This is a genomic window from Microbulbifer yueqingensis (assembly GCF_900100355.1).
GTDB classification, from domain to species: domain Bacteria; phylum Pseudomonadota; class Gammaproteobacteria; order Pseudomonadales; family Cellvibrionaceae; genus Microbulbifer; species Microbulbifer yueqingensis.
Genome location: NZ_FNFH01000005.1, coordinates 75,341 through 91,759 on the forward strand (window position 1 = coordinate 75,341; position 16,419 = coordinate 91,759).

Here is a 16,419-nt window from a genome sequence, read left to right on the forward strand (position 1 = left end):
AACAGCAGACACCTCTCGGAACCCCTGAATGGCCGGCAAGATTCCCCAGCACTTTATCGACGACCTGCTTGCGCGGGCCGATATCGTTGAGGTGATCGACAGCCGCGTGAAGCTGCGCAAGACGGGGAAAAATTATTCTGCCTGCTGCCCGTTCCACGATGAAAAGACTCCATCCTTTACCGTAAGCCCCGACAAGCAGTTCTACTACTGCTTCGGCTGCGGGGCCAATGGCAACGCCATCGGCTTCCTGATGGAGTACGACCGCATGGGCTTCCCCGAGGCGGTGGAGAAGCTGGCCGGCAGCCAGGGGCTGGAAGTGCCCCGCGAGCAGCTCGCCCCCGGCGTCGAGCGGCGCCAGCGGGAGAGCCAGTCGCTCTACCAGCTGACCGAGAAAGCGGCCGATTTCTACCGCGCCCAGCTGCGCGCGCACCCCGCCGCGGGGCGAGCGATCACTTACCTGAAACAGCGCGGCCTGTCGGGCGAGGTCGCCCGCGACTTCGGCATCGGCCTGGCCCCGCCGGGCTGGGACAACCTGCTGAACCACCTGGCGGACACGGCGGAGAAGGCCGACCAGCTGGAGCACGCCGGCCTGGCCATTCGCCGCCAGGACAGTGACGGCCGCACCGAGCCCGGGCGGCGCCACCATTACGACCGCTTCCGCAACCGCATCATGTTCCCGATCCGCGACCAGCGCGGGCGCACCATCGCCTTCGGCGGGCGGGTGCTCGGGGACGAGAAGCCCAAATACCTGAATTCGCCCGAGACCCCCATCTTCCACAAGGGCCGCGAGCTCTACGGCCTGTGGGAGGCGCGCCAGGCCAACCGTGAACTCAAGCGGCTGGTGGTGGTGGAGGGGTATATGGACGTGGTGGCGCTGGCCCAGTTCGGCATCCGCTGCGCTGTGGCCACCCTGGGCACAGCCTGCGGCGAAGACCATATCCAGCTGGCATTCCGCCACACCGGCGAGCTGGTGTTCTGTTTCGACGGCGACCGCGCCGGGCGCAGCGCGGCCCAGCGTGCCCTGGAAGCCGCCCTGCCCCACATGCAGGACGGGCGCAGCGTGCGCTTCCTGCTGCTGCCCGAGGGCGAGGACCCGGATACCCTGGTGCGCCAGCTGGGCGGCGAGCGCTTCACCCAGTTGCTGGACGAGCAGGCGCGCCCGCTGGAGGACTTCCTGTTCGACCTGGTGGGCGAGGGTATCAACCTGCAGACCATGGACGGCCGCGCGCGGCTGTCCAAGCTGGCCGCGCCACTGCTCGACCGCCTGCCGGCGGGGGTCTACCGCCAGCTGATGTTCCAGCAACTGGCGGCGCGCACCGGCCTCGACCGGGAGATGCTCGAGGAGATCATCGAGGCCGAGCAGGCCCGCAAAGCGAGCCGCGCACCCGAGCCGCCGGCGGCAACGCGCGCGGAGCCCGCGCCTGCTGCCGACCCGCGCCAAGCCGCACCCGCCCCGGAGGGCATGCCGCCGGCGGAACTGCCGCCGGCCGGCGACTACCCCGATTATGCCTACGCGGAGCAGGCGCTGCCGCCGGACGAGCCCGTGGAGGCACCGGCCCCCGGCCCCGCGCCGCGCCGGCGCAGCGGCCAGTACCGGCTACCACCGGAACGCATGCTGATCGCCCTGCTGCTGCACCACCCGGAGCTGGCCGGCCAGATCGACGACAGCAACCGGTTCCGCAACCGCGGGCTGGCCGACCTGGACCTGTTCGCGGAACTGGTGGAGCTGCTCAAGCGGCGCCCGGACTACAATCTGAACCAGTTACTGGGCTACTGGCGCGCCCACCACGGCGCCGAGTCCTGCGACACCCTGGCACAGCTGGCCGCCTCCCAGCTGGTGAGCGGCGTGCGCCAGCTCGCCCGCGGCGACGCCGGCCTTGAATATGACCCGCAGGCGGAATTCAGCGACTGCCTGCAGCAGCTGGAGCGGGCCGACGCCCGCGAGCACAAGCGTGCCCTGCTGGAGCAGCTGCGCGGTGGCGACGGCGGCGGGCAACTGAGCGATGAACAGCGTGCGCTGCTGGCCAACTGGCAGCGCAAGCAGGATTAACCGTGGCGCAGGCCTTGAAATACTTCGGGCCACCGCCATATAGATTCACCCCGGACGGGATCGGGAACCGAGCACAACAGATTTCGCACCAACGCGTCCCTTGACAGCCAGAGTGGTTATTGCTATCGCAAATACGCTATAATCCCGCGTCTTTGTCCCGTATTTTTAACTCCCCAGATTTCAGGGTTGTGCATGACCGACAAAACCCAACAGCAGACTTCCCGCATCAAGGAACTGATCGCCCGTGGTAAAGAACAGGGCTATCTGACCTACGCAGAAGTAAATGACCACCTGCCCGAGGACATCTCTGATCCGGACCAGGTGGAAGACATCATCGGCATGATCAACGACATGGGCATCAAGGTGTTCGAAAGCGCACCCGATGCCGAAGAACTGTTGATGGCCGAGGGCGACAGCTCCGCCGATGAGATCGCCGCCGCCGAAGCCGCCGCCGCCCTGGCCGCGGTGGAATCCGACGTGGGCCGCACCACCGACCCGGTGCGCATGTACATGCGCGAGATGGGTACCGTGGAGCTGCTCACCCGCGAAGGCGAGATCGCCATTGCCAAGCGCATCGAGGAAGGCCTGCGCGAGCTGATGGCTGCCCTGGCCTACTGGCCCGGTGCCGTGCAGCAGGTGATCGACGAGTACAAGCTGATCGAGGAAGGCGAGCGCCGCATCCCCGACGTGATCGCCGGCTGGCTCGACCCCGCCGACGAGGTCCCGCCGGGCGCCCAGACGGGCCAGGCCACCACGCCCGCGCCGAGCAGCGACGACTCCAGCGACGATGACAGCGACTCCGACGATGACGACGAGGACTCCTCCGAGGAAGAGGAAGAGAACGTCGGCGGTATCGACCCGGAAGAGTTGGCCGAGCGCATGAAGAAGCTCATTGCCGCGCAGAAGAAGGCCGACGCCGCCATCAAGAAGCACGGCCGCGACTCCAAGCAGGCCGGCGAGGCTCTCGAAGCGGTGGGCGAGGTGTTCCGCTACTTCAAGCTGGCCCCGCGCCAGTTCGACCCGCTGTACAACGAGGTGCGCAGCATCCTCGACGAGGTGCGCGAGCAGGAACGCACCATCATGAACCTGTGCATCAAGAAAGCCCGGATGCCGCGCAAGACCTTCATCAAGGAGTTCCCGGGCAACGAGACCAACGAGGACTGGATCCCCGGTATCGTCAAGAAGAAGCGCGACTACTCCGACAACCTGCGCCACCTGGCGGACGACATCATCCGCAGCCAGCGCAAGCTGGCCCAGTGCCAGGAGCGCGCCGGCCTGGATATCGGCCAGATCAAGGAGATCAACCGCCGTATGTCCATCGGCGAGGCCCGTTCACGCCGCGCCAAGAAGGAAATGGTCGAGGCCAACCTGCGCCTGGTGATCTCCATCGCCAAGAAGTACACCAACCGTGGCCTGCAGTTCCTGGACCTGATCCAGGAGGGCAATATCGGCCTGATGAAGGCGGTGGACAAGTTCGAGTACCGTCGCGGTTACAAGTTCTCCACCTACGCCACCTGGTGGATCCGGCAGGCCATCACCCGCTCCATCGCGGACCAGGCGCGTACCATCCGCATCCCGGTGCACATGATTGAGACCATCAACAAGCTCAATCGTATCAGCCGCCAGATGCTGCAGGAGATGGGCCGTGAGCCGACCCCGGAAGAGCTGGGCGAGCGCATGGACATGCCGGAAGACAAGGTGCGCAAGGTGCTGAAGATCGCCAAGGAGCCAATCTCCATGGAGACGCCCATCGGCGACGACGAAGATTCCCACCTGGGAGACTTCATCGAGGACCAGAACCAGGCGTCCCCGGTGGACACCGCCACCCAGACCGGCCTGCACGACGCCACCCGCTCCGTGCTCGGCGGCCTGACCGCGCGTGAGGCCAAGGTGCTGCGTATGCGTTTCGGTATCGACATGAACACCGACCACACCCTCGAGGAAGTGGGCAAGCAGTTCGATGTCACCCGCGAGCGGATCCGCCAGATCGAGGCCAAGGCGCTGCGCAAGCTGCGACACCCGTCGCGCTCGGAGCACCTCCGGAGCTTCCTCGACGAAGGATAAGCCCCCCAAAGCCCGGCACCGCCGGGCTTTCTTTTACCAACAGGTTACAGTCGGGCATCCGGGCCCGGCCGTTGTGACCGCGCCAAGACAGCCCTGTGAGAAGCCGGAGGAAAACCGCCATGCAGGAAGAGTTCGTCAACAAGCCGGGCAAGACCGGCATTCCCCGCCTGATTGATGCCACCAACTACTCCTGGCAGGGCCTGCTCACAACCTGGCGCAACGAGGCCGCCTTCCGCCAGGAGGTGAGCCTGGCCATCTTCCTGATCCCCGCCGCCCTGTGGCTGGGCGCGAGCGGTATCGAGCGCGCGCTACTGGTCGGCGCCACCCTGCTGGTGATGATCGTGGAACTGCTGAACAGCGCAGTGGAGGCCACCGTCGACCGTATCGGCCCGGAGCGGCACCCGCTGTCCAAGGTCGCCAAGGACACTGGCTCAGCGGCCGTGTCACTCTCGCTGCTGCTATGGCTCTTCACCTGGGGCTGCATCCTGCTGCCGCGCTGGCTCGGCTGAGCCCACAGGGAATTATCCGCCATCGGGCCAGGAAGACCCGAAAAACTAGTACAGCCGTCTAAACTTCAACCACTGCTCATCACCCATCGACCACGGAAGGTTTATGGCACCCAAGTCAGCACTTGCCGGCGGGGCTTTCGCACTGCTGTGCGCCGCGGCGCCCTCACCCACCCTCGCGCAGCACCCGGACGCTGGTGAGCTAGCCGTCTATACCCAGATAAAGCGACTGGCCCAGCTGGCCTCCATCGATCAGCTGCAAGGGCTTCAGCAACGCCGCGATGAGTGGCGCAGCGGACCGGTAGGACGCAACAACAGTCGCCTGCAGCTGCAGCACGGCGGCCTGGACTTGGACTGGCAGGGGGAGATTCCCAGCCGCTCCGAGAGCACCCTGACCGGCTTCAGTGTAAGCCGCGACTTCTTCGCCGGTCCCACCTGCCACGGCAGCCAGCAGGCTGGTATCAGCGCCGGCAGCAGCTTCGCCAGCGGCGACAGCTTCGCCCGTCGGCTCGACGGAGAGATCGGCTATGTAGGCAATAACGACCTGCAGAGCCACTTCGTCGGGGCCTACTTCAGCGACTTCCGCAACACCGGCCGCTATCTGGACCTGCAGGCCAAGGTCGCCTATCTGCAAGTGGATAACAGTACCTACCGCGGCGCCAGAAGCGACGCCTACGGCATACAGCTGGCGCTATCGGCCGAGGGCGGGTACGCCCTCGCGCTGACTGAGTACTACGGTGTGGAACCGCAGCTGCAGCTGGTGGCCAATTACACAAACTTCACCTACTTCCAGACGGAGCGCTTCGGGCTGGATTTGGATGTGACCCCGGAGCTGGCCCTAAGGGCCGGCTTGCGTGCCTACCGCAGTGACGGCCCCCACTTCGTATTCGCAAATTTATGGGAGGTGCTCGACGGCGACGACGAGCTCTCCAACTCTCACCGCCACCAGCGCGGCGCCCGCTGGCTGGAGCTGGGGCTGGGCTCGCGCCTGCTGGAACTGCCGTACGCCGACATCTCCTTCGACCTGCGCTACCGCACCTCCGCGGACGACCACGACTGGCAGGGCCTGAGCGCCGGCGTGGGTTTCAGCTGGGCCTGGTAGCATTGCCCGACAGGCGAAAGCCGTTGATTTGACGGGAAAAATCGAGTACTTTTCCCGACCGCCTGCAGCGCCCTGCAGGCACCTTATGGGGGCCCTTAGCTCAGTTGGTTAGAGCATCCGACTCATAATCGGCAGGTCCTGGGTTCAAGTCCCGGAGGGCCCACCATTCTCCCGTCCCCGCAAATCTCAGTTAATCCAACACCCCGCGACACGCCTAGCTTTCCGCGTTATTCTTTGTCTCAAGAAGTCTAATTTGTGCCACTAAAGCTGGGGGCACACGGGGGCAGATCTGGGGGCCCCTAAGTAATTCGCGCCAATAGAGGCCCCCAAACTTCGCCGCAGCCCGCATTGCTAAAGGGATAGAGCCATGCCGTTGACGGAACTTCAGGTTAAGCAGGCAAAGTCGAAGGACAAGGATTACAAGCTGTCTGACGAGAAAGGCATGTTCCTGCTCGTGACCAAGGGTGGCGGCCGCTATTGGCGGCTCAAGTATCGCCACCCTCACACCAAAAAAGAGCGCAAGCTCGCCCTCGGTGTATACCCTGAAACCAGTCTCAAGCGAGCCCGCAAGCTCCGTGACGAAGCGCGCCAGCTGTTGCTTGATAGCATCGACCCCAGTGATCACCGGAAAGCGACGCGAGCAGAACGATACGACTCCGCGACTAATACCTTTGAAGCTCTGGCCCGCGAATGGTTTGCGACCCGGATGGGCGACAAGTCGGAGAGCCATCGCAAGCGCACCATGCGCCTGCTGGAGCGCGACCTTTTTCCCTATCTGGGCTCCCGCCCGATTGCAGACATCACGCCACCTGAGCTGCTTACAGTACTCAAGCGCATCGAGGACCGCGGCGCAGTGGAAACCGCGAAACGCGCCAAACAGACCTCAAGCATGGTCTTCCGCTTTGCCATCGCCGGAGGACGGGCCACTAACGACCCTGCAGCCGTGGTGGGCGACCAGTTAAAGCCTACCCAGCCGCAGCACTTTCCAACCATCACTAACCCCGCAGAGGTCGGGAGACTTCTGGCCGCGATCGACGGCTACCAAGGCACTCCCACTGTGCGCGCGGCCCTGAAGCTGTCCCCCATGCTGTTCTGCCGCCCTGGCGAACTGCGCGCGCTCGAGTGGGCCGAGATCAACTGGGAAGACCAGCGGATAGAGCTGCCCGCCGCCAAGATGAAGATGCGCCACCCGCACATCATCCCCCTGGCGCATCAGGCCGTGGCGATCCTCCGCGAGCTTGAACCACTGACAGGCCGATTTCGCTTTGTATTCCCTTCGCCCAAAGGTGCCAGCCGTTGCATGTCAGAGAACGCGGTACGGACCGCCCTGCGAAATATGGGTTATGGAAATGACACCATCACACCGCATGGCTTCCGTGCAATGGCCCGCACACTGCTGGATGAAGTGCTAAATGAGCGAGTGGAATGGATCGAGCACCAATTAGCTCACTCTGTGAAAGATGCCAATGGAACCGCCTACAACCGTACTAAGCATCTACCCCAGCGCACTGCCATGATGCAACGATGGGCAGATTATCTTCAGGACCTAAAAATACAAGCATCTGAAAATAGCGTGTTGACCACCAAACTCCACGCTCATGGTTAGCAAAAAGGAGCGAGGAAAACAAAAATCCTAATGATCCTGCTTTAACCAGACTGAAATAGACACGAGAGGAAAGATGAAGTCGATAATAAAATCCGTTTCGGATTTACCCAAATGGTTTGATCTAAGCGCTTATGATATCTGCGACAGCTTCTCAAAAAGGGAATGGGCGAAGCAGCTAATAATCCGCCGAGAAGATCTTGCCTGGGCCAGGCGCGCTCAAGCGGTTTGTGAAAAAAAGGGCCTGACAGCCTCTACCTAAAACACTTCAGGATTAAGTTTTCACGCCCCATAGAGTCCAACTGTGTTCGTGAACCAAGAAGCGACGATCAAGCGACAGCTGAACAAGAATCCATATACTTTTCCCCCGACCAGGGCGGCATGGATTTTCACGGCTGTGTCAGACCCGCGATTCTCGGCAAACTTTTTAGCCATGATCATCGCGAGCCAGTAGATATGTTTTTAGCTTACGACGAAGTAGTTTCGTCATACCCACCAAATCGAGCTCATCTTGAGATCAATTTAGACGCATCTGACTCTGCTCTTCAAGAAAAGTTTTTAGACGTCATCAAAAAATATAGAAAACTGCGAGAGTACAATTCGTCCACTAAAAGAGGGTCTGACAAAAGCATTCAACGACTACGACAATATAAGGTATTGCCATACCTCGACCTAACTCACTGGGCCTACCTATGGGGCATACAGATTCATTCTGAAGTGATCGCCAAAGTACTATTCCCCGACTCCCTACAGGGCGGCCGATTCGTCCGCGAAACCTTAGCGCCTTGGGCGGAAGAAGCCATCCAAGCCAGCTTTATAGGCACTTTATTTACGCCGGACTAATCTGTCTATTTTTTATGCCCCCAAATTTTTCAATAATTCTTCGGCTCCATATTTTTCGAATTTCTGCGTGTATGCCGTTTCCTTAGACATCCATATCTTTCCTTGCGTTGATTAGACAACGTAAGGAACATGATCAATGGCTGACTACACCCCACGCCCCCTCCCTCAGGACCCCGACGCATTCTGCCGCGCCAAAGTGTCTGCCCATCACTTGGGCATCGGGTTGAGCACCTTCTGGCTATGGGTTCAACAGGGAAAGATCGCCCCGCCCATAAAGCTAAGCCCCAGGGTCTCTGTATGGAGAGCTGGGTATATCCGTGATCTACAGCGCAAGCTGGTTGAAGGCAGGGCGGAGGAGCAATGAGATTTTTAGTAGAGCTCGCTTTTACAACCGTTACTCCGTTCACGGTAGACGCCGAAAGCGAAGCGGAGCTCCGCAAGCTGATCGAAGAGGGTGGATCAAGCAACCCGCTATTCCTGCAACCTGATGGCGACCCACGCCCTCAACCTCCCCAACTTCAACGGGTAAAGCCATTGGAGGAATGATGGGCAGGAAAGGGATCAATAGTCGAGGCATGAAGCCCAATGGGCGGGGCAAAGGCAAGATGCGCTTTGTCCGCGCCTTGCATGCCATATTTGACCACCCCGACTACATAGCACTCACCAAAACAGCAAGAGCCTTCCTATGGGACTTTGCCCGGCAGTACAACGGCTACAACAATGGGAATTTGAGCGCAGCACCAGCGATCATGGAAAAGTACGGCTGGGAAAAGAAGACTGCCCTTCGCTGCCGAAAAGAACTAGAGCAAAAGGGCTGGATTTCCGTCACGCGCTATCCTCAGGCCAAGAAGGAGCCAACCCTCTATCGCCTGGCTTGGCTTGACGTAGACCGCTGGGAGGGAAAGCCATTCCTGGAGCCGGAGGCTTATCGAGCAAAACGCCGATCCTTAAGCAACAAGAGCTAAGCTAAGTGAGAATCTATTTCTTTGGGCCCAAATTCGGCCCAAAGATCAGAATTAAGGGGACCCACCGCCCCCATAAATTCGGCGCTCCCCATCCTATTGGGGGCAGAGAGCCCCCATGAATACCAATATCCAGCTACTGCTTGGGGGGAATCTGGGCCCCCTTTATAGATATCTACCATGCCTTTATCAGCCCTAGCTTTGAGACCCTGACCCCCTCCTGAAGGCGCACGCTACCAATGAAACCAACTCTTGAAGAGAGGGTATTCGCGATACAAGCCGCTAGCGCAGAGGCGCTCAAAAAACAAACAAAACTATATAAAACTTTAGGTGCCAACTTAAGTTTCACACCCCTCAATTGATGCTCAAAATTTAAGCGAAAGAGGTTGCTCCATGACACAACCGCACAACTATTGGAGATTTTCCGGTACGCGACTATACAAAACCTTACATCGAGCTCTGCTGCCAGCTCTCGTGGCGTGAACTCCCTCACGTTCCTAGGTAGAATCAACCGGATTGTCTGAGTTAACCCGACAAAGTGCTCTGACACCCAGCAAATGGGGCTTCTGGGTTTTACTGACTAGCATGGGTGCGCTGCGGCTAGTTAGTGAGTGCTAACAGTTCAGATCGCTCGGCATCCAGCAAGAATAAGAAAGGGGGAGTTGTGGAGGTCACTGATACCATACAGTCGGCGAATTTCGGCTTCCTCGCTGAGCATGACCAGATATTCCTTCAGCTTGCCGCTTCCGCCGAGCGAGCGTTCTCGAGCGACCCCAACACCACCCTGATCAAACTGCGCCAGCTGGGCGAGGCCCTGGCTCAGCACATTGCCGCCCGGGTAGGGGTGGAGATTGACGAGCAGACTAGCCAAGCTGATCTCCTCTACCGCCTAAATCGAGAACTGCGCCTGGAGCCAACGGTGCGGGAGCTGTTCCACACCCTGCGCATCGAGGGCAACAAGGCTACCCACGAATTCAGAACCCAGCACCGGGAAGCCCTGGACGGACTGAAAGTCGCCCGGGCCCTGGCTATTTGGTTCCATCAGTCCTTCAGCAGCTCGGGGACCAAGTTCAAGCCCGGCCCCTTCGCTCCGCCTGCAGACCCCAGCCAACACCTGCGACAGCTCCAGACCGAGATCGAGAAGCTCAGGCACGATCTGCAGGAGGCCAACGTCCAGCTGGACTCCAGCCAGCAGCTCAATGACCTAATCGCCAAGGAGAAAGCCGAATACGAGGCTTTGGCGGTGGCGATGGACGAGGAATCTCGGTCCAAAGCCGAGGAAGCCGCGACACACGAGCAGGCACTGGCTGCGCAGCGGCAAGAATACGAACAGAAGATCAAGGCCCTACAACAGCAACTGGCTGAGCAAGGCGACAAGACAGTTACAGCCGAGCGCCAGAAGGTCGCCAAGCAAACCCAAGCCGCCAGCCAGCACATCGTGCTGAACGAGGAGCTGACCCGCATCCTGATCGACCAGCAACTGGCTGAGAACGGCTGGGAGGCGGACAGCCAGGAGCTGACCTACCAGAAAGGGGCGCGGCCTGAGAAAGGGGTCAGCCGGGCGATTGCGGAGTGGCCCACCCAGAGAGGCCCCGCAGACTATGTGCTGTTTGCCGGGCTCACCCCAATTGCCGTGGTTGAAGCCAAGAAAGAGAACACCAATGTCGCCGGCAAGATCCGTCAGGCTGAGCGTTACAGCCGTGGCCTCCAGATTGCCGCCCCACTAGACAGCGCCTGGGAGCTGGCCGGTCGCACCGTTGCTTGGCCAGATGAGGCAGATGGACACTTCAAGGTGCCCTTCGTCTACTCCTGTAATGGGCGCCCCTTTATACCCCAGCTGGCGGAGCAGTCCGGCACTTGGTTCCGGGATGTGCGCGAGCCGAGCAATACCCGCCGTGCGCTCCCTAAATTCCATACCCCGGATGGTCTGCTCGACCTGCTCAAGCGCAGCAAGGAACAAGCAGAGCAGAAGCTACAACAGGAGCCTTTCGGCTATCTCAAGCTGCGCGACTACCAACAGAAAGCCATCGTCGCCACCGAGAACGCGCTGGCCGCGGGCGTCCGCCAGGCGCTGCTGGCAATGGCCACGGGCACCGGCAAGACCCGCACGATCATCGGTCTGATGTACCGCTTTCTGAAAGCAGAGCGCTTCAAGCGCATCCTGTTCCTGGTGGATCGTACCGCCCTGGGCCAGCAGGCCATAGACGCCTTCAACGAGGCGCCGCTGGAGCAGAACCAGACCCTGTCCAAGATCTACAACGTGGCCGAGCTTGGCGATATGGCTGCCGAGGCGGAAACCCGTGTACAGGTGGCCACCGTGCAAGCCATGGTTAAGCGGGTATTCATGAGCGATAACCCACCGCCGGTGGATCAATTCGACTGCATCATCATCGATGAAGCCCACCGCGGCTATACGCTCGACCAGGAAATGACCGAGGGCGAACTGGCCACCCGCGATACCAGTCAGTATCTGTCCAGTTACCGCCGCGTGCTCGACTACTTCGATGCGGTCAAGGTCGGCCTCACCGCGACGCCGGCCAAGCACACCAGCGAAATCTTCGGCAAGCCCGTGTACACCTACTCATATCGGGAAGCCGTGGCCGACGACTGGCTAATCGATCACGAGCCGCCGATTCGCTACGAGACCCTCCTGACCCAGAAAGGCATCCAGTTCGAGAAAGGTGCCGCGGTCCAAGCCATCAACACCCAGACCGGCGCTGTGGAAACCGCCGAGCTTGAGGACGAGCTGAACTTCGACGTCGAGGCCTTCAACCGCCGGGTGATTAACGAGAATTTCAATCGGGTGATCTGCGAGCAGCTCGTGCAGGAGCTGGACCCTTTCGGTGACGAGAAGACCATGATCTTCTGCGCTACCGATCTGCACGCGGACATGGTCAAGCGCCTTCTGGATGGCGCCTTCAAGGACCTCTACAACGGCGAGTACAACCAAGCCGCCGTGGCCAAGATCACCGGCCAGAGCGACAAGGTGAACCAGCTAATCCGCGAGTACAAGAACGAGCGCTACCCCAATATCGCCATTACCGTGGATCTGCTTACCACCGGCATCGACGTACCCAAAATCTGCAACCTGGTGTTCCTGCGCCGCGTGCGGTCGCGCATCCTGTACGAGCAGATGATCGGCCGCGCCACCCGCCGCTGTGATGAAATCGGCAAAACTGTGTTCCGCATCTACGACCCGGTGGATATCTACGCGGCACTGCAGGAAGTGAACACCATGAAGCCGCTGGTGAAGGACCCCAACATCAGTCTCGAGCAGCTGGTGGACGAACTCACCACCCCCGAGCAGCTGGAGCGGGCACTGAACAGCCCGGGTGAACAGGAAGGTGAAACCCATGCCGACGCCGTACTGAGCCAGCTCAGCCAGAAACTGATGCGGGTATTGCGCAAGGCCGACAACAAGGCGGACAGCAAGCCTGCGCTCAAGCAGAAGCTGGGCGAGCTGGAGCAACAGTGGGGTATCGCGCCCAAGTCACTGCACAAGCACCTACACGACTTGGGCCCCACCCAGGCAGCCGAGTTCATCCGCCAGCACAGTGGCCTGCTGCAGCAGCTCACCGAAGTAAAGGCCCTCCTTGGCAGTGAGAAGATGCCGCTGATCTCGGAACACGAAGACGAGATCCGCGAGCGGACCCAGAGCTACGGCGCGCACAAGCGACCCGATGACTACCTGGATAGCTTCAACCAGTTCATAAAGGAACAGCTCAACCAGTCCGCGGCCCTCGCGGTGGTTGTGAACCGCCCCCGCGACCTCACGCGGGAGCAACTGAAGGAAGTGAAGCTGCTGCTGGACAACCACGGCTACTCGGAAGCCAACCTGCAAAGCGCAGTGCGCAACCAGACCAACCAGGACATCGCCGCCAGCATCATTGGCCATATCCGCCGCGCGGCCCTGGGGGAAGCCCTGGTACCCTTCGAGCAGCGAGTGGCAAAAGCCATGGACAGAATCTTCACTCAGCACAACTGGACCGTGGCACAGCGCAAGTGGCTACAGCGACTCGCCAAGCAGCTGACCCATGAAGTCGTCATTGACCGCGAGACCATCAACCAGATGCCCGCCTTCGAGGGTGGCGCCCGCCGGCTGAATAAGGTGCTGAATGACCAGCTGGATACCGTGCTGGAAGAATTCAAAGCGGCCCTCTGGCCTACCGCTGAGACCGCATAACTAAATAGATGTAACGGGAAGTACCATGACCAACAACGATATCGTCCAGAAACTCTGGAACCTCTGCGACGTGCTTCGCGACGACGGCATCAACTACTCGGACTATGTCACCGAGCTGGTGCTGCTGCTGTTTATCAAGATGGTGCACGAGAACACCGAGGCTGGCACCCTGCAGAAGCACCCGCTACCCGAGGGCTGTCGCTGGACCGACCTCAACGGTAAGTCCGGCATCAACCTGCTGGACGACTACAAGCGAATCCTGCTGACACTCTCCACGGGCAAGGATGGCGACGGCAACATTGTGCACGAGGACCCGCTGATCAGTGCCGTCTATGCAGACGCGCAGACCCGCCTGCGCGAGCCGCGCCACCTGGAGCAGATGGTCAAGACCCTGGATCAGATCGACTGGTTCAGCGCGCAGAAAGACGGGCTCGGCGACCTCTACGAGGGCTTGCTGCAGAAGAACGCCAACGAGACCAAATCTGGCGCAGGCCAGTACTTCACTCCGCGCGCTCTGATCAACTCCATGGTGCGCTGTATCCAGCCCCAGCCGGGCGAGGTGATCCAGGACCCAGCCGCCGGTACCGCCGGCTTCCTGATTGCTGCCGACCAGTACATCAAGGAGCAGACCGACGACCTGTTTGACTTAACGGCCAAACAGCAGGCGTTCCAGAAGAATCGGGCCTTTGTCGGAATCGAACTGGTACCCGGCACCCGCCGCCTGGCGCTGATGAACTGCTTGCTACACGGCATGGAGGGCGACGACGAGGGCGTGGTGCACTTGGGCAACGCCCTCGGTCAGGCAGGCGCCAGCCTGCCGAAGGCCGATATCATTCTCGCTAATCCCCCATTCGGTACCGCCAAGGGCGGCGAGGCTAGCATCACCCGTGACGACCTCACCTACAAGACCAGTAACAAACAGCTAGCCTTCCTGCAGCATATCTACCGCAATCTTAAGCCCGGCGGTCGCGCCGCGGTGGTACTGCCGGATAACGTGCTGTTCGAGGCCGGAGTGGGCACCGAAGTGCGCCGCGACCTGATGCACAAGTGCAACCTGCACACCATCCTGCGCCTGCCCACCGGAATCTTCTACGCCCAGGGGGTAAAGACCAATGTGCTGTTCTTCACCAAGGGAAGCGTCAAGGACAAGCTGCAGGAAGAAAACTGTACCCAGCATGTATGGGTATACGACCTGCGCACCAATATGCCCAGCTTCGGCAAACGCACTCCCTTTGGCGAGCAGCATCTGAAGCCGTTCGAAAAGGTCTATGGCAAAAAGGCCGGCGGGACCAGTAAACGCAAAGAGGGCGAATGGAGCTTCGGCGCAGAGGAAATCGACTTAGCACCCGAAGCGCAAAAAGCCGACGAGAACCAAGATGTAGACGAGCGCCTGGCCCACAGCCGCTGGCGCTGCTTCAGCCGCGACTGGATCGCCGAACACAAGGGCGACTCGCTGGATATCAGCTGGCTTAAAGATGCCGACAGCGTGAGTGCGGCCAATCTGCCGGAACCTAGCGTATTGGCGGGTGCGGCGATGGGTGAGCTGGTGCAGGCAGTGGGCGAGCTGGACGGCTTGATGCGGGAGCTGGGTGCCGAAACGGAAGCTGATGCTCAGAAAACTTTGCTAGCTGAAATGTTTGGCGAGGTCAAATGATGGAAAAACCGAGCTTACCTTCCAATTGGGCCAGTACAAAATTTACCGAAGTACTCGATATTCAGGGCGGAACACAGCCACCCAAGTCTCAATTTATTGATGCCCCTAAAGAAGGCTACATTCGCCTATTACAGATCCGCGACTTTGGAAAAAAACCCGTCCCCACTTACATCCCTGACACTCTAAAACTGAAGAAGTGTGAAGAGACCGATGTCCTGATTGGTCGATACGGAGCCTCACTGGGGCGCATCTGCACGGGCATGGAAGGTGCTTATAACGTTGCACTTGCCAAAGTTCTTGCCCCAGCCAATATCGAGTCCGACTTCCTGAGAAGGTATCTCGAATCCGAAGTATTCCAGGCGCCTCTTCGGTTGCTCTCGCGTTCTGCTCAGAACGGCTTCAACAAGGGAGATTTGGATGGCTTTGATTTCCTACTCCCCCCCGCAGCCGAACAAAAAGTCATCGCCGACAAGCTCGACACCCTGCTGGCCCAGGTGGAAAAAACCAAAATCCGCCTCAAGAACACCTCTCAGATCCTCAAGCGTTTCCGACAAGCTGTTCTGGCGGAAGCGATAAGCGGAGAATTAACAAAAATTTGGCGCAAAAGTAATCGCTCGGGTAAATGGGTCTCCGGCACACTTGGGGAATTTATAGAAAAGCCAAAATATGGGACCTCTGCAAAATCTCAGAAAGAAGGGCTCATACCCGTACTGCGCATGGGAAATCTGCAAGATGGGAAACTAGACTGGTCCGACTTGGCATATTCATCAGACTTAGAGGAAATAGAGAAATATCGGCTCGAGCCTGGTGACATCCTATTCAATCGTACGAATAGCCCAGAGCTAGTAGGCAAGACCTCCATATATCGCGGAGAAAAAGAGGCGATTTACGCTGGATACCTAATTAAGATCAAATGCTCAGATAAACTAAATCCAGAATTTCTCAACTATCACTTAAATAGCCCTTCTGCAAAAGATTACTGTAAGGCAGTAAAATCGGATGGTGTAAGTCAGTCCAATATTAATGCCAAAAAGCTCAGCGCATACCCGATTTCTTGCCCACCAATTGAAGAGCAGGCCGAAATTGTCCAACGAGTAAAGCAACTTTTCTCCAACGCCGACATTATCGAGAAACAGGTCAAAGAAGCGCGGGCGCGGGTCGAGCACCTCACCCAGTCCGTCTTGTCCAAAGCTTTCCGCGGCGAGCTCACCGAGCAGTGGCGCAAGGAGAACCCGGACCTGATCAGCGGCGACAATAGCGCAAAAGCGCTACTGGAGCGTATTCAGGCTGAGCAGACCACAAATACACCGGCAAAGCGAACTCGGCAAAAGAAGGCAGTGCCTGAATGATGCTCCACGGCTATTGTCCGCAGATTGAAATCGGCATGCTTGGATATGCGCACTGCTACTTACCCGAGCAAACTGCAGGCTAATAAGTATCGAAGTTTATCTG

At 59.5% G+C, this 16,419-nt stretch carries 10 protein-coding genes and 1 tRNA gene; all 11 read left to right on the plus strand.

Annotated elements, in window-relative coordinates:
* Window positions 1–28 precede the first annotated feature (28 nt).
* The 11 genes from dnaG to BLT26_RS12360 all read left to right on the plus strand — a co-directional run bounded on the left by dnaG (window position 29) and on the right by BLT26_RS12360 (window position 16,316).
* The gene (gene dnaG, locus BLT26_RS12310; protein ID WP_091514625.1) at window positions 29–2,050 is read left to right on the plus strand and encodes a DNA primase; all 2,022 of its coding nucleotides are present in this window, start codon (window positions 29–31) and stop codon (window positions 2,048–2,050) included.
* Between the two features lie 192 nt (window positions 2,051–2,242).
* On the plus strand, window positions 2,243–4,114 hold the full coding sequence (gene rpoD / locus BLT26_RS12315) for an RNA polymerase sigma factor RpoD (protein WP_091514627.1): 1,872 nt from the start codon (window positions 2,243–2,245) through the stop codon (window positions 4,112–4,114).
* Between the two features lie 119 nt (window positions 4,115–4,233).
* A complete protein-coding gene (locus BLT26_RS12320) occupies window positions 4,234–4,623 on the plus strand; it encodes a diacylglycerol kinase (RefSeq protein WP_091514630.1) in 390 nt (129 codons plus the stop codon).
* 103 nt (window positions 4,624–4,726) lie between these two features.
* Window positions 4,727–5,722 carry an autotransporter outer membrane beta-barrel domain-containing protein gene (locus tag BLT26_RS12325; RefSeq protein ID WP_091514633.1) on the plus strand — a complete coding sequence of 332 codons (996 nt, stop codon included), beginning with the start codon at window positions 4,727–4,729 and terminating at the stop codon, window positions 5,720–5,722.
* 89 nt (window positions 5,723–5,811) lie between these two features.
* Window positions 5,812–5,888: transfer RNA gene (locus tag BLT26_RS12330), tRNA-Ile, on the plus strand.
* Between the two features lie 201 nt (window positions 5,889–6,089).
* A complete protein-coding gene (locus BLT26_RS12335) occupies window positions 6,090–7,328 on the plus strand; it encodes a tyrosine-type recombinase/integrase (protein ID WP_091514636.1) in 1,239 nt (412 codons plus the stop codon).
* 378 nt (window positions 7,329–7,706) lie between these two features.
* Window positions 7,707–8,168, plus strand: coding sequence for a DUF6387 family protein (locus BLT26_RS16340; RefSeq protein WP_139169540.1), 462 nt, complete (start codon window positions 7,707–7,709; stop codon window positions 8,166–8,168).
* 545 nt (window positions 8,169–8,713) lie between these two features.
* Window positions 8,714–9,133 carry a helix-turn-helix domain-containing protein gene (locus BLT26_RS12345; RefSeq protein ID WP_175453110.1) on the plus strand — a complete coding sequence of 140 codons (420 nt, stop codon included), beginning with the start codon at window positions 8,714–8,716 and terminating at the stop codon, window positions 9,131–9,133.
* A gap of 661 nt (window positions 9,134–9,794) precedes the next feature.
* Window positions 9,795–13,313, plus strand: coding sequence for a type I restriction-modification system endonuclease (gene hsdR, locus BLT26_RS12350; protein ID WP_091514646.1), 3,519 nt, complete (start codon window positions 9,795–9,797; stop codon window positions 13,311–13,313).
* A 25-nt stretch (window positions 13,314–13,338) separates the two neighbouring features.
* A complete protein-coding gene (locus BLT26_RS12355) occupies window positions 13,339–14,967 on the plus strand; it encodes a class I SAM-dependent DNA methyltransferase (RefSeq protein WP_091514649.1) in 1,629 nt (542 codons plus the stop codon).
* Complete coding sequence (locus BLT26_RS12360) at window positions 14,964–16,316, plus strand: restriction endonuclease subunit S (RefSeq protein ID WP_217631434.1); 1,353 nt, start codon at window positions 14,964–14,966, stop codon at window positions 16,314–16,316. The genes BLT26_RS12355 and BLT26_RS12360 overlap by 4 nt, the downstream gene beginning before the upstream one ends.
* Window positions 16,317–16,419: the final 103 nt, after the last annotated feature.